This window comes from Pseudomonas sp. GW821-FHT07F05, from assembly GCF_059418765.1.
Genome location: NZ_JBWKQL010000002.1, coordinates 377,799 through 392,863 on the forward strand (window position 1 = coordinate 377,799; position 15,065 = coordinate 392,863).

Genomic DNA, 15,065 nt, shown 5'->3' on the forward strand with positions numbered 1-15,065 from the left:
CTACATCGGTGGGGACAGTGGCCATGGTTTGTAACCCGTACCTCAGGCGCTTTGAGCAGCAGGAACAGTATGATGTGAGGCTTCCAGTTCGCGTACGAGCGGCAGTACGTGTTCACCGAAATACGCCACTTCCTCCTGAAAGTGCAGAAAGGCAGAGAGCACCAGATCCACGCCCACGGCTTTCAACGCCACAATGCGCTCCGCAATCTGTTTTGGCGTTCCAATCAGATTCGTTTTAAACCCGTCGTTGTATTGAACCAGGTCTTCAAACGTGGATTTGGCCCAATTACCCTCACCTTCAGGACTGGCCTTACCGGCCTGTTTTGCCGCATCGCCGAAGGCATTCACGGCTTCCGGGTCAGCCTGATCGATGATGTCCTGAAGCACCGCGCGCGCTTGCTCTTCGGTTTCGCGAGCGATGATGAAGGCATTGACCCCGATCTTCACTGAATGCCCGTTGGCCGCTGCCTTCGCGCGAATATCATCCACCTGCGCCTTGATACCTTCTACCGTGTTGCCATTGGTGAAGTACCAGTCGGAGACGCGTGCAGCCATGTCCCGGGCCGCGCGGGAACTGCCGCCCTGAAAGATTTCAGGATGGGGCTGCTGAATCGGTTTCGGACGCAGTGTGTAATTGTGGAAGCGATAGAAATCGCCCTTGAAGGTGAAATTGTCTGTGGTCCAGATGCCTTTCAACGCCTGGATGAACTCTTCCGAACGACGGTACCGCTCGTCATGCTCCAGCCATGGTTCGCCAATGGCCTGGAATTCACCTTTGAACCAGCCACTGACGATGTTGATCGCCACACGGCCGGCCGTGAGTTGATCGATTGTCGCCAGTTGCTTGGCAACCACGGCGGGCGTCCAGGGACCGGGAAGGATGGCGGCAATCACCTTGAGTTTCTCGGTCGCCGCCAGCAATGCATGGCTGAACGCAACAGACTCATGCTGGTTATCGGCGCCGTATCCGGCGGTGAAACGGATTTGCGTGAGCCCGTATTCAAAGCCCGACTTCTCGGCAATTTGCGCCAGCTTGCGGTTGTACTCGATGCCCCAGTCGGTGCGCTGCTCGATCTTACTGACGACCAAACCGCCGCTGACGTTGGGTACCCAGTATGCGAATTTAATTGCGTTCTGACTCATCTACCGATCTCCAAATAGAGCAAGGGAGCCGCCCGGCGTGGTCGCCAAGTACGGTGTGCCCACCTTCCTGCCATGGAAATAGCAGCAACTGTGCCAGTTGTTTATTTACTGCAATTTCAACAGGTTAACGACCGGGTCAGGGGTTTGGATTTGTCGGCAAACACCGTTTTGCTGAACAGGTGTTTCCAGGCAAACAGTTGTGTTTCCCGCACGCCGCGAAACCCTGTCGCAGGGCAGCCAGCGAAACGGCACAACTGTTGATGCATCAACAGTTGTGCCCGCTCATTCAACGGATTCACCGAGAATAATCGGCCCGATATCGTTCGGCATGGAGCATGCAAAGCGGGTGTATCAAAGCCGCCAGCACCGGACAGCTTTCATCATCAAGGGATTTCCCATGCCTGACACGCCGAACAATCCGCTTTCTCTGGGTACCGACTACGAAGCACTGGCTAATCGTTTTCGGCCGCTGTTCCAGCACATTGCAGCGGGCACCGTTGAGCGAGAAAACGCTCGTACTCTCCCATACGAACCCATCAAGTGGCTCAAACAGGCCGGGTTCGGCGCTGTCCGAGTGCCCACAGAATATGGCGGCGCCGGCGCTTCTGTTGAGCAACTGTTCGAGTTGCTAATCGAATTGGCCGAAGCCGACTCCAATATTCCGCAATCCCTGCGCGGCCATTTTGCCTTCGTGGAAGATCAACTGAATTCGCCCCCGACGGCCGAACGCGAGACATGGTTTCGGCGCTTCGTTGAAGGCGATCTGGTGGGTAACGCCTGGACAGAAACAGGGACTGTGAAGCTCGGTGAAGTCATCACCAAAGCGATTCCGGACGGAGCGCAGTTTCTGTTGAGCGGGAGAAAGTACTACAGCACAGGCAGTCTGTTTTCAGACTGGATCGATGTGTACGCGCAGCGCTCGGACAATGGTGCCGACGTTATTGCAGTGGTGGATGCCCATCACGCCGGCGTACAACTAAGCGATGACTGGGACGGTTTCGGCCAACGCACTACAGGCAGTGGGACCTCGGGGTTCAATAACGTTCCGGTTCCCGCTACACACATCATCCCCTTCGAAAACCGTTTTAAATATCAAACCGCGTTCTATCAACTGGTATTGCTTGCCGTATTGGCGGGCACAGGTCGGGCGATAGAACGCGACATTACCCAGCAGATCCGCGAGCGCACACGCGTTTACAGCCACGGTAATGCCAGCCGCGTCAGCGCCGATGTCCAGATCCAGCAGGTGGTGGGCCAAATTTCCGCTCAGGTTTACGCTGCACAGGCCACCACTCTTCGCTCTGCAAGACCGTTGCAGCAAGCCTATGAAGCTCGCTTTTCGGGGAACCCCGAGGCAGAGCGAACGGCAAACATTGCAGCAGAAATCGAAACGGCGAAAGCACAGGTCGTCGTCTCTGACCTCATTCTGCGAGCCGCTACCGACCTGTTCAATGCGCTCGGCGCCTCAGGCATCAGCGTCAATAAAGCCCTGGATCGACACTGGCGTAACGCGCGTACCGTTGCGTCCCATAACCCGCTCATCTACAAGGCGAAGATCGTCGGTGACTGGAGTATCAACGGCACCGAGCCACCCTATGTCTGGCAAATCGGGCAGGGAGAGCCGAAAGCCAGTTGAAAGCACTGTTTCCAGCCAGGGATTTCGATCCCTGGCAGACGACAGACAGCGCGGGCCTGCGGCATGAGAGCGGGCAAGCCCGTCACGGTGCCTCATCTTGGCACCGGCCATTATGCGGGTCGTCCCACTGATCAAAAGTCATCCTGCACCTCTCCACCGTTGGTCTTGAACGCTCGGGTTTGCAGATAGACACTTCGGATGAAGTTGTACTTGTCGCCCGTGATGAGTTTTTCAGACTTCAGGTATTGAGCACGTCCGTCGATGATGCTCGCGCCATACAGGCTATTACGCGTAGGGACGTCGCCGATGTAGCGAATCGGGTTGGCGTAGGCATCGGGCAGGATTGCCGGTGCATCGCGCAGTGTGCTCGGGCCCAGAAACGGCAGTACCAGGTACGGGCCGCTACCGACCCCCCAGTAACCGAGGGTTTGACCAAAGTCCTCATCACTGCGCTGTAACCCCATCGGCGTGGCGACGTCGATCAAACCCGCCAGGCCAATCGTGCTGTTGAACAGAAATCGACTCGTATCGACGCCGGCGCTATGAAACTTGGCTTGAAGTAGATTGTTAGCCAGATTCTTCACCTCCCCCAGATTGTTCAACACGTTGTGAATCCCATCCTGGACAAGGTGGGGGGTGACGAATTGATAACCTTGAGCCAAGGGTTTGAGCGCATACGTGTCCAAGGTGTCGTTGAACGAAAACACCGGCCGGTTAAAACCTTCCCATGGGTCCGTGTCCGGATCCGCATGGCAAAGCGGTGAAGCGGTGATCAAGCAGGCGCAGGTGAGCCCTTGAAGGCGACGGCTGAGTGCGGAACGAAAAGCGCACATGTTTATTCCCTAGTGAGTGAAGTAACCCGATTTGATCCGCGCAGGCCGTTCCATCGCTGCAGTTGCGTGTGTGTGCACGTGGCGGCGTCATTTCGACTGAGCCCTCAGTACCAGCCGCCTCCCAGCACTTTGTATAAGGTGATGCGGTTGCTCTGCTCGGTCAGGCGCAGCGTGATCAGGTCTTGCTGGGCGCTGTAGAGCGAGCGTTGTGCATCCAGGGCTTCGAGGTAACTTTTCGAGCCGCCTCGATACAAGGCATCCGAGAGTTCGAAGCTTTTACTGCTGGCGTCGGTCAGCGCCTGTTGCGCGGCGATACGGCGATCCAGCGTGCTGCGCACGGCCAATGCGTCAGCCACTTCACGGAACGCGGTCTGCAGGGTTTGCTGATAGGTCTGCACCTGGATGTCACGTTCGACGTTGGCCGAATCCAAGGTCGCGCGGTTACTTCCCCCGTTGAAAATGGGCACGCTGATACTCGGCGCGAAGGTCCAGGCGCCGCTGCCGGCTTTGAACAGGCCCGCCAGCGCAGAGCTGGATGAGCCGGCGCTGGCGGTCAGGGTGATGCTGGGGTAGAACGCCGCACGGGCCGCGCCAATGTCAATATTGGCGGACCTGAGCGTGTGCTCCGCCGACAATACATCCGGACGCTGTTGCAACAGGCTGGAGGGCAAGCCCGGTGGAATGTCCACCAGCACCGCCGCCGATTCCAGGTGCGTGCCCGGCAAAAGCGCTTCGGGCAGATCACTGCCCACCAGCAGGCGCAAGGCGTTACGGTCCTGCAGAATCTCGCTCTCATAGAAAGCCACATCGCCCCGTGCCGTTTCGACCGTGGTCTGTGCCTGGGCCACGGCCAACTCCGCAGAGCCGCCCAAGGCATAGCTGCGCTGGGTCAGGTCGTAGGTGGCCAACTGGCTGGTCAGGGTTTGCTGGGCCAACGACAACCGTTCGTTGTCGGCGGCCAACGTCAGCCAGGCCGTGGCGACCTCGGCCACCAGGCTGATTTGCGTGCTGCGCCGGGTTTCCGTCAGCGCCAGGTAGTCTTCCAGCGCTTCGTCACGGAGGTTGCGTACCCGGCCAAATACGTCCAGTTCATAACTGCTCAGCCCCAGTTCGGCGCTGTAATCGTGGGTGGTGACCGCGGTGCCAGTGTTGGACAGTCCTCCCGGCGTGCGGCTGTGGGTCCCGCTGACGCTTGCGTCAATGGCAGGAAACAGGTCCGCGCGCTTGATGCGGTATTGCGCCCGGGCTTTTTCGACGTTCAGGCTGGCCAGGCGCAAGTCGCGATTATTGGCCAGCGCCAGGCTCTGCACCTGCGCCAGGCGACGGTCAGTGAAAAACTGCCGCCATTTGATGTCGGCGCTCACCTGACCTTTTGGCAGGCTGGCCGCCGGCAACCATTGCTCGGAGACGGGCGCTTCAGGGCGCTCATACTGCGGCGCCAGATTGACGCAGCCCCCCACGGCCAATGCGGCCAGCAAGGACCAGTGTGACTTGATCATGCATCACCTGTCGGGGCAGATTGGATAGCATTGCGTACGCGGCCAAAGCGGCGGCGGATCAGCAAAAAGAACAGCGGTACGAAGAAGATGCCCAGCACCGTGGCGCTGAACATGCCGCCCAGCACGCCAGTACCGATGGCCTGACGCCCGGCCGAGCCTGCGCCAGTACTCAAGGCCAGCGGCAATACGCCGAACATGAACGCCAGGGACGTCATCAGGATCGGCCGCAGGCGTTGGCGCACCGCGATCAGCGTGGCATCAATCACGCTGTTGCCCTGCTCTTGCAGGTGCTTGGCGAACTCGACGATGAGGATCGCGTTTTTCGCGGCCAGACCCACGGTGGTCAACAGCCCGACCTGGAAGTACACGTCGTTGCTCAACCCGGCGACACGGGTCGCGAGCACTGCACCGATCACCCCCAGGGGCACCACCAGAATCACTGAGAACGGCACCGACCAACTCTCGTAGAGTGCGGCCAGGCACAGGAACACAAACAACACCGAGATCGCGTAGAGCAGCGGTGCCTGAGACCCGGACAGCCGTAGCTGATAGGACTGCCCTGTCCACTCGTAGCCGATGCCCTGAGGCAATTGCCCGACGATGGCTTGTACCGCGTTCATCGCGTCCCCGGAACTGACGCCTGGCGCGGGATCGCCGACGATTTCCAGGGACGCATTACCGTTGTAGCGCTCCAGTAACGGCGAGCCATAACTCCACGCGCTGCTGGCAAAGGACGAGAACGGCACCATGTCACCGTTGCTGTTGCGCACAAACCAATGATCAAGGTCCGCCGCCTGCATGCGCGAGGAGGCTTGCCCCTGCACATAGACTTTCTTCACCCGGCCCTGGTTGAGAAAGTCGTTCACGTACGTACCGCCCAACGCCGTCGACAGGGTGGCGTTGATGTCGCTGGTGCTCAGGCTCAGGGCGCCGGCCTTGCGGTCGTCAATGCTGATCTTTAGCTGCGGCGCATCGTCCAGGCCATTGCTGCGAACCCCCTGCAAGCGTGGGTCTTTTCTGGCCAGCTCAAGCAACTTTTCGCGAGCCGCCACCAACGCGTCATGGCCGAGGCCACCGAGGTCCTTGAGTTGAAGGTCGAAGCCCGAGCTCTGGCCCAGGCCGCGCACCGTCGGAGGCTGCATGACGAACGCGTCGGCATCACCGATGCTGGACAGCGCCATGGTCGCCCGCTGGGCAATCGAGGCCGCATCCTGGCCGGAGCTACCACGCTCGGCCCAGTCCTTGAGGCGTATAAAGGCCCGCGCGGTATTCTGGCTGTTGCCGCCCATGCCTAGCCCGCTGATACTGATCATCGATTCGACTTCGGGCTGTTTGAGAATGTAGTCCTCGAACTGCTTGATCACGCTTTGCGTACGGCTGTCCGTCGCGCCTACCGGCAACTGGATCTGTGCCAGCAGAATCCCCTGGTCTTCGTCCGGCAGAAACGAGGTGGCCAGATTCATGTAGCCCACCGCCATGACCACCAGCACCAGCCCATAAAGCAGCAGGCTCCGTCCCCAGCGCCGCAACACCACACCCACCCACCGTTCATAACCGGCGCTGGCCCGTTCAAAGGTGCGGTTGAACCAGCCGAAGAACCCGCGCTGAACACCCGGCGCCTTGTCGTGATGCGCTTTGAGCAGCGAAGCACACAGCGCGGGTGTCAGGGTCATGGCCACCAATACCGAGAGGACCATGGCCGAGACAATGGTCACGGAAAACTGCCGATAGATAATCCCGGTGGAGCCGCCGAAAAACGCCATGGGGATGAACACCGCACTCAGTACCAAGGTGATGCCGACCAGTGCACTGCTGATTTCACTCATCGATTGTCGCGTGGCAGCCATGGGCGACAGCCCCTCGCCCATCAACCGCTCGACGTTTTCCACCACCACGATGGCGTCATCCACCAGCAAGCCGATCGCCAGGACCATGGCGAACATGGTCAGGGTGTTGATCGAGTAGCCGAACAGCGTCAACACGCCGAACGTGCCCAACAGCACCACCGGCACGGTAATCGCCGGGATCAGCGTCGCGCGCAGGTTCTGCAGGAACAGAAACATGATCAACACCACCAGCACGATCGCCTCGCCCAGGGCCTTGACCACCTCCTCGATGGACAGGCTCACAAACGGCGTGGTGTCGTAGGCGATCACGTTCTTAAGCTGCATTTCTGACGGGTAGAACGGTTCCATCTCCTGGAGCTTGGCCTTGACCGCATCGCCGACGTTCAGCGCATTGGCGCCTGCCGCCAGTTGCACGCCCATGGCCGCAGCGGGCTTGCCGTTGAGCGCCGTACTGATGTCGTAGCTTTCACTGCCCAACTCCAGGGTCGCGACGTCGCCCAGCAGGACCACAGCCCCATCACTGTCGGACTTGACCACCACATTACGAAACTCTTCGACGGTTTGCAGTTTGCTGCGGGCGCTGATCGTGGCGTTCAACTGCTGCCCCTTGACGGCCGGCAAGGCACCGAGCTGGCCGGCGGAGACTTCGGTGTTCTGCGCCTCCAGGGCACTGCTGATTTCCGAAGGCATCAGCGCGTATTTTTCCAACAGCGCGGGGTCCAGCCAGATACGCATGGCGTAGCCTGATCCCAACGTCTGCACATCGCCGACGCCGTCTATTCGGCTGATCGAGTCCAGCAAGGTGGTGGAGATGTAGTCACCGATCTGGGTGCCGGTGACACTGGGATCAGCCGACGCCAGCGCGACAATCATCAAAAAGTCCGAGCCGCCCTTGGTGACCGTCAGGCCCTCGCTTTGTACCGTTTGCGGCAGTCTTGATTCGGCTTGTTGCAGCTTGTTCTGCACCTGCATCTGGGCGACATCAGGGTCGGTGCCGGCGGTAAAGGTCAAACTGATGCTGGCGCTGCCCGCCGAACTGCTGGTGGCCGACATGTAGGTCAGGTTATCCAGACCCTTCATCTGCTGCTCGATGACCTGAGTCACCGAGTCTTCCACGGTCTTGGCCGAGGCCCCGGTGTACGTGGCGGAAATCTTGACGGTGGGCGGTGCGATGTCCGGGTATTGCTCAAGGGGCAACTGGCTGATGGACAGACCGCCGCCGAGCATGATCACGATGGCGATGACCCAAGCGAAAATCGGTCGATTAATGAAAAAGTGCGCCACGTTCAACCCTCCTTCACGGGGGTAGACGGTGCGGCTGCCTGATCACTCGCGTCCTGCACCTGCACGGCGGCCCCGGCACGGACTTTTTGTCCGCCCTCGACGATCAACTGATCACCCGTCTTCAAGCCGCCCGTGACCCACCACTGATTACCCACGGCGCGGTCGATGGTCAGTTCACGCTGTTCGACCTTGCCGTCGACCACCAACAACGCCGTGGTCACGCCGCTGGCGCTGCGATTTACGGCTTTTTGCGGCACCAGAATGGCCTGGTCATTGCGCGCCTGTTCCAGCACCCCGCGGACATACATTCCCGACAGCAGCAGGTGATCCGGGTTGGCGAACTCAGCGCGCAGCGTGACGGTGCCCGTGCCCTCGTTGACACTGACACCGCTGACCTTGAGCCGTCCCTCGTGGTTGTAGGTGCTGCCATCGTCGAGTTTCAGGCTGATGCGTGCCTCGCCCTCGCCGCTGGACTGCAAGACGCCGCTGGCCAGGTCACGCTTGAGCCGCAGCAGTTCGGTGGTCGACTGGGTAACGTCCACATAGATCGGGTCGAGTTGCTGCACCGTCGTCAACGCGCTGTCCTGATTGGCCACCACCAACGCCCCCGGGGTCACGGTGGAGGTTTCAATCCGTCCGCTGACCGGCGAGGTGATACGGGTGTAAGCCAGATTGATCCGGGCGGTCTGGACTTCGGCCTCGGCGACTTTTACGTCGGCGGCGGCCGTCAGCAAGGTCGCCTGAGCGTCTTCGTTGTCTTGCTGGCTGATGGCATTGATTTTCACCAGTCCGGCGTTGCGCCTGGCCGTGGCCTGCGCCGAATTGAGCGTGGCGCGGTACTTGGCCAGACTTGCCTGAGCCTGCGCCAAAGCGGCGGTATAAGACGCCGCATCCAGCTGGTACAGCGCTTGTCCGACATTGACATCCGCACCCTCGACAAACAGACGCCGCTGGACGAGGCCACCGACCTGCGGACGAATCTGCGCCACCATGAACGCCTGGGTGCGCCCCGCCAGCTCAGTGGTCAGCACCTGGCTCTGGGGTTTGATGCTGATGACCGAGACTTTCGGGATCACCGCTTGCGGTGCAGGCTCGCCGCCGGAGCAACCGCCCAGCAGAACCAGAATGATCAGGGACAGGAGAACCGCGGCGGTTACCAGGAATTTGGCGAGTATTTTCGTCGACATAGCTGCCTCTGCATAACGGAATGGCTTGAGTCGGCGCCATCGTGCAAGGCAAATGTGCAGGAAAATTGAAGATTGCCCGCCCGGCTTGAATCTTTCTTTGGTCAGGGCCTAAATGCCCCATCCCTTCTTACCGGCCCGCCTCCATGAAGTTGAGTATCTCCACCAAGCTGTTTATTGCCGTACTGGCCGGCGCGCTGCTGGTCATCCTGAGCATGGGCCTGGCGACGGGCTGGAGTTTCGGAAGGGGCTTTCTGGGCTATCTCAATGAGCAGGCGCTGGACCGCATGGCGCCGGTGTTACCGCGCCTGGAAAGTGCCTACGCGCGTGAGGGAAGCTGGGAGTTCCTGCGCAACCAGCCGGATCGCTGGTTTGACATCATGCGGCCCGAACTCGGCGAGGATCCGGCGAAGAACGACTTGCGCACCCCCCTGGCCTCGGACCTGACGGGGGCCCTGTTTCGCATCGCGTTGCTGGATAAACACAAAAAGCGCGTGAACGGCTACCCCGACATCGGCAACGACGCGCTGTTACGCCCGATCGTGGTGGCGGATGAAACCGTCGGCTGGCTGGCTGTTACCCCGTTCCAGAGCGTGACGGAAGCGGGCGGTGAACGGTTCCAGCAATACCAGTTGCGGACAAGCTTGGTCATGGGGGCCTTTTCGCTGCTGCTGGCGATGCTGATTGCCTGGTGGATCGCCCGCACATTGCTGGAGCCGGTCAAACGGGTGGCCGCCGCAACGCATCGCCTGGCCAGCGGCGACTACAGCGGGCGGGTGGTGGTGGCCTCCAATGACGAAGTGGGTCAACTGGCCCGTGACTTCAATCAGCTCGCCTACACCCTGGAACGCAATGAACAGATGCGTCGCGAGTTCATGGCGGATGTGTCCCACGAGTTGCGCACCCCGCTGTCAGTATTGCGCGGTGAGCTGGAGGCCATTGAAGATGGCGTACGCACCCTCAACCAAGATTCGATGAAGTCATTGCAAGGTGAGGTCAGCATGCTCAGCAAACTGGTGGATGACCTGTATGAGCTGTCCCTGGCGGATGTAGGCGCACTGACCTACCGAAAACAGCCGTGCGCAGTGGATCAACTGCTGGAGGCCAGCGTGTCGATGTTTCAGGAGCGCTTGAACGCCCGGCAGCTGCGCGTTGAACTGGACCTGCCGTCCCAGCCCCTGGAACTGTCGGCCGATACCAATCGCCTGCAGCAATTGTTTTGCAACCTGCTGGAAAACACTGTGCGCTACACCGACCCGAACGGGCTGATCCACATCAGGGCCGTCCTTGATCGCGACAACGTATGCATCGAATTCCTGAACTCCGGTCCTGGGGTGTCGGACGAGCAGCTGCCGCGCCTGTTCGAACGTTTCTATCGGGGCGAATCGTCGCGCGCCCGGGCCAGCGGCGGGGCCGGCCTGGGGCTGGCCATCTGTCGCAGCATCGCCCTCGCCCACGGCGGCAGCCTCAGCGCCGCTCACTCGCCTCTCGGCGGGCTTTGGCTGACGCTGCATCTGCCACGGAATATCTGAACCATGACCGAAGACTCCCCGATCCTGATCGTTGAAGACGAACCGAAGCTGGCCGCATTGCTGCAGGATTATCTGATCGCGGCGGGCTACCCAACCCGATGCCTGGACAACGGCTTGCAAGTGGTGCCGACCGTGCGCGCCCAGACACCGCGTTTGATTCTGCTCGACCTGATGCTGCCCGGGCGCGACGGTCTGCAGGTCTGCCAGGACCTGCGCGGTTTCAGCGCCGTGCCGATCATCATGATCACCGCCCGCGTTGAAGAAGTGGACCGCCTTCGGGGCCTTGACCTGGGCGCGGACGACTATATCTGCAAGCCTTTCAGCCCCCGCGAGGTGGTCGCCCGGGTCAAGGCCATCCTGCGCCGCGGCCCCCAAATGCTGACCAGCGTCCCACCGCGACTGCTGATTGATGAAGTACAACACCGTGCGTCACTCAATGGTGTCGAACTGGACCTGACACGCATTGAACTGCGGCTGCTCGCCACCTTTGCACGTTCAGCTGGGCGGGTATTTTCCCGTGATCAGCTGCTCGACAAGCTCTACTCCGACCACCGCGTGGTCACTGACCGCACGGTGGACAGCCATATACGCAACCTGCGGCGTAAGCTGGAACAGGCCTGCCCGGGTGAGACGCCCATTGAATCGTGGTATGGCGTGGGCTATCGATTTCTGCTCACTGATGCGTGAAGCGTCAGCGAGGCAAATGCCCCTGGCTCAACCTGCGAGGCGCTGGGTCTGCCCTTCAATCGCCGCCATCTCCAATCCTTTGACGACGTTGCTCAGATTGATCAGCGTCATCCAGCGCACCTGATCACCCTTGCCGATGCTCACCAGGCTGCGCAGGCGGTCGTTGACCGAACCCCTGACTCTGACGCTCTGCTCCCAACCCTCGGGATGCTCGGAGGCCGGGTGGGTGAAGGTTTCAATGGAGTCGGTCCGGTTGACCACCAGCCCGAAGCTATTAAGCTCGCCCTTGACCAGCAGTACCCGCTCCAGCGTATTGTCGGGAGGCGTTGCGCCTTCTATCAGACTGCTCAGGCAGACCAGCGGAATCTGTTCGCCACGTAAATTGAAACTGCCCAGCAAATGGGTTTCCTGTTGCGGGAAGCGGACAAAGTGCTCAGGCATATCCAGGATTTCCAGCACTTGGTCCAGCGGCACCACGAACGGCTGAGAGGCCTGGAACACCAGGCACGTCTGGTTCATCTGCGCGAGGCGAGAGCCCAGCGCGTCCTGGATCGGCGGACTGGTCTGGTAGATCCGGGCGAAACTGAGCGTCTCCTGTCGCTCCACCAGCGCGCGATGTTCAAGCAACAGCGCCTGTTCTCCGTTTGCCAGGCCGACGACACCGGCAAAGAGCGCGGGCTCTCGTAGCCCATAACGAGGCAACGGCAGGATTTCATGGGCACGCTTGCGCACGATCGAGATCATTCGGTCATAGGTCAGACCGATGCGATAGCCTTCCCGCGAGGTCAACACCAGCAATTGGGTCTGGTTGCGCGCCTGCTCAGTCGCCGGGCATTCAATGCCCAGTATCCGGTTCAGGTTCAAGGCAGGCACATCCACGCCACGCCGGTTCACCACGCCCAGGCAATAGTCGCCCCCCAGCTTGCTGGGCAGCATCTCCGGTCGGTCCACCAGCTCGGTGATCGCCTTCGCGTCCACGGCGTAGCGCTTTCCTTCGCACTCGAACAACAGCAAGTGATGCAGCTCCCGGGCGGGGTCCTGAACCTGCTTCTCCTGGTTTACATCCCCGGAGTGCGCAGTCAAGACCTGGGGCAAGCCGCACAGTGCTTGCAGATCGAGCCGGTAGATCATTCGCTCACTGTCCAGCAGCGCGAGTTCGGGCAGCAGCGCAACCGCGGTGCCCTCCCCGCTGAGCCGGCACAGGTTTCGCGGCTCGACCTTCATCACATCACTGACGCCGCTGACCGCAATGCCAAGGCGTCGGCCTTGATGATTGACGATGGCGACCATCTCCAGTGGATCGTGAGAGGAGGCGTCATGCTCACCGAGCAACGACCGCAGTTCGATCAGCGGCAGCGCCCTCCCGCGCAGGCTGAACATGCCGAGCAGCGCGCCGCCTTGCTGCGGGTGAGGCTGCAGCCGGGCGGGCCAGTTGATCACCTGTTCCAGTGCGTGGGCGTCGATCGCGACTTCCATCCCGGCGATTTTGACGACCCCAAAAGCCAGGGCGTCGCTCACAGGCTTTCAACCTGGCCTGGAGCGCTCAGGCCTTTGCCCAACCCGGTCGCCAGCTTGATACGGTTGAGCTCGCCGATCAGTTCGGCTACCCGCTCAGCCAGATGATGCTGTTCCTGAGTGGCCGCGCCGATGGTCGTCATCGCGCCATTGGTTTTTTCGACACCGGCCACGATCCGCTCGAACGCACTGCCCGCGCTGCGGGAGATCTCGCTGCCGGAATTGATGCGGCGGACCGTCTCCTGAATCAGTTTGTTGATTTTGGTAGTGGCCTGGGAGGATTTTTCAGCCAGCTTGCGCACTTCATCCGCCACCACTGAAAAGCCCAGTCCATGTTCACCGGCCCGTGCCGCTTCGATCGCTGCGTTGAACGCGAGCATGTTGGTCTGGCCGGCGATCGTACTGATCACCTCAATGATTTCCTGGATGTCCTCTGCCGATTTGCCAATGGTGTCCATCGCCGCCGACGCCTCGTTGAGGGTCTGGGAACCGCGCTGGGCTTCATCCTGGGTAATGCGTGCCTGATCGTTGGCGTCGCCGGTGGTTTTGACCACTTCGGCAATGGCCTGCATCAGGCGGGTGACTGACTCATCCATGGCCTGGGTCTTGGCTTCAATGGCTTCTTCCAGCTCGACCTGGGCGGTAATGTCGGTGGCGAACTTGACCACCTTGTAGGGTTGCCCCACCGCGTTGAACACAGGATTGTAGGTGGCCTGAATCCATATTTTCTGCCCGTATTTGCTGATGCGCATGAAGCGACCTGTGAAGAACTTGCCGCTGCTCAGGGCGCCCCAGAACTCACGATAAGGCGTGGTCTTGACGTACTCGGGTTCACAGAACAGCGAGTGATGGCGGTCCTTCAATTCCTCCATCCGGTAACCCACCAGATCCAGAAAGTTAGCGTTGGCCGAGAGAATATTGCCGCTCAGGTCGAATTCGATCACGCCCTGGGCGCGGTTGATGGCGTTGACCTTGCCCTCATGCTCCATCGTCCGAAGTTTGGTCTCGGTGACGTCGGTGGCGAACTTCACGATCTTGTAGGTTTGCCCCTGGGCATCAAGAATCGGGTTGTAGGACGCTTGAATCCACACATCCCGACCGTCCTTGCTCAGGCGCTTGTACTCGTTGGAGTCGTATTCCCCCTTGCCGAGTTTCTCCCAGAACTCGCGGTAAGCCAGAGAAGCCGCGTATTCGGGTTCACAGAACATGCGGTGATGTTGGCCCACGACTTCTTCCAGGCTGTAACCCATGGCCGCGAGAAACTTGCTGTTGGCGTTCAACACATAACCTTCAGGCGTGAACTCGATCAACGCCTGGGAGCGCTCGATTGCAGCGATTTTGCTTTCCCATTCGGCATTGCGATTGCGCACTTCCGTGACGTCGCTGGCAAATTTGACGATTTTGAAAGGCTTGCCGTTGTTGTCCATCACCGGGTTGTAGGTAGCCTGCAGCCAGATCTGGCGCCCGTCCTTGGCCTGACGCTGGTACTGACCGGCGTCAAACTTACCGGTGCCCAGCTTCTCCCAGAACATCAGGTATTCCTTGCTGGTCGCATAGTCGGGCATGCAAAACAGCCGGTGATGGCGCCCACGAATTTCCTCGATTTCGTAACCCATGCAATCGAGGAAGTTCTGGTTGGCGTACAGCACGTTGCCCTGCAGGTCGAATTCGATGACGGCCTGGGAGCGGTCGATGGCGCTCAGGAGGGAGTTCAAGTCAGCGCCGGCCTGGGCAAGTTCGGCAGCAGGGTTTGATCGGTTGTTCATGGGGCAGGTCCGCTAATTGGAGTTGGATGGGCGGGGTTCCTTCCCTGAAAGTAACAAGCAGCAGCTATTCACTTTCCAGCGTTCGAGAGCGTCGCCTGAGATGAAGCTCGGGGAAACTCGGCTTGCGTTGTTCGCTGGC

10 protein-coding genes are annotated in these 15,065 nt (G+C 60.2%); 3 read left to right on the forward strand and 7 right to left on the reverse strand.

Features of this window, described 5'->3' with window-relative positions:
* Positions 1-42: 42 nt before the first annotated feature.
* Positions 43-1,143 (reverse strand): dimethylsulfone monooxygenase SfnG, encoded by a 1,101-nt coding sequence (gene sfnG / locus AC07RO_RS05900; RefSeq protein WP_495085529.1) that lies wholly within the window; start codon positions 1,141-1,143, stop codon positions 43-45.
* Between the two features lie 397 nt (positions 1,144-1,540).
* Between sfnG and AC07RO_RS05905 the strand changes: the two genes are divergently transcribed.
* On the forward strand, positions 1,541-2,779 hold the full coding sequence (locus AC07RO_RS05905) for an acyl-CoA dehydrogenase family protein (RefSeq protein ID WP_495085747.1): 1,239 nt from the start codon (positions 1,541-1,543) through the stop codon (positions 2,777-2,779).
* 131 nt (positions 2,780-2,910) lie between these two features.
* On the opposite strand, the gene AC07RO_RS05910 is transcribed toward AC07RO_RS05905, so the two are convergent.
* The 4 genes from AC07RO_RS05910 to AC07RO_RS05925 form a co-directional block, all read right to left on the reverse strand.
* The gene (locus AC07RO_RS05910; RefSeq protein ID WP_495085530.1) at positions 2,911-3,612 is read right to left on the reverse strand and encodes an MlaA family lipoprotein; all 702 of its coding nucleotides are present in this window, start codon (positions 3,610-3,612) and stop codon (positions 2,911-2,913) included.
* 104 nt (positions 3,613-3,716) lie between these two features.
* Positions 3,717-5,111, reverse strand: a complete 1,395-nt coding sequence (locus tag AC07RO_RS05915; RefSeq protein WP_495085531.1) for an efflux transporter outer membrane subunit — start codon at positions 5,109-5,111, stop codon at positions 3,717-3,719.
* Positions 5,108-8,242, reverse strand: a complete 3,135-nt coding sequence (locus tag AC07RO_RS05920; RefSeq protein WP_495085532.1) for an efflux RND transporter permease subunit — start codon at positions 8,240-8,242, stop codon at positions 5,108-5,110. Before AC07RO_RS05920 ends, AC07RO_RS05915 begins: the two co-directional genes overlap by 4 nt.
* Positions 8,243-8,244: 2 nt before the next feature.
* Positions 8,245-9,429: an efflux RND transporter periplasmic adaptor subunit gene (locus AC07RO_RS05925; RefSeq protein ID WP_282367832.1), complete on the reverse strand. Its 1,185-nt coding sequence runs from the start codon at positions 9,427-9,429 to the stop codon at positions 8,245-8,247.
* A 143-nt stretch (positions 9,430-9,572) separates the two neighbouring features.
* Between AC07RO_RS05925 and baeS the strand changes: the two genes are divergently transcribed.
* A complete protein-coding gene (gene baeS, locus AC07RO_RS05930; RefSeq protein ID WP_495085533.1) occupies positions 9,573-10,958 on the forward strand; it encodes a sensor histidine kinase efflux regulator BaeS in 1,386 nt (461 codons plus the stop codon).
* A 3-nt stretch (positions 10,959-10,961) separates the two neighbouring features.
* Positions 10,962-11,645 (forward strand): response regulator, encoded by a 684-nt coding sequence (locus AC07RO_RS05935; RefSeq protein WP_495085534.1) that lies wholly within the window; start codon positions 10,962-10,964, stop codon positions 11,643-11,645.
* A gap of 27 nt (positions 11,646-11,672) precedes the next feature.
* Here AC07RO_RS05935 and AC07RO_RS05940 read toward each other — a convergent pair whose 3' ends face one another.
* Complete coding sequence (locus tag AC07RO_RS05940) at positions 11,673-13,163, reverse strand: chemotaxis protein CheW (protein ID WP_495085535.1); 1,491 nt, start codon at positions 13,161-13,163, stop codon at positions 11,673-11,675.
* Positions 13,160-14,926 carry a PAS domain S-box protein gene (locus tag AC07RO_RS05945; protein WP_495085536.1) on the reverse strand — a complete coding sequence of 589 codons (1,767 nt, stop codon included), beginning with the start codon at positions 14,924-14,926 and terminating at the stop codon, positions 13,160-13,162. Before AC07RO_RS05945 ends, AC07RO_RS05940 begins: the two co-directional genes overlap by 4 nt.
* Between the last annotated feature and the right edge of the window lie 139 nt (positions 14,927-15,065).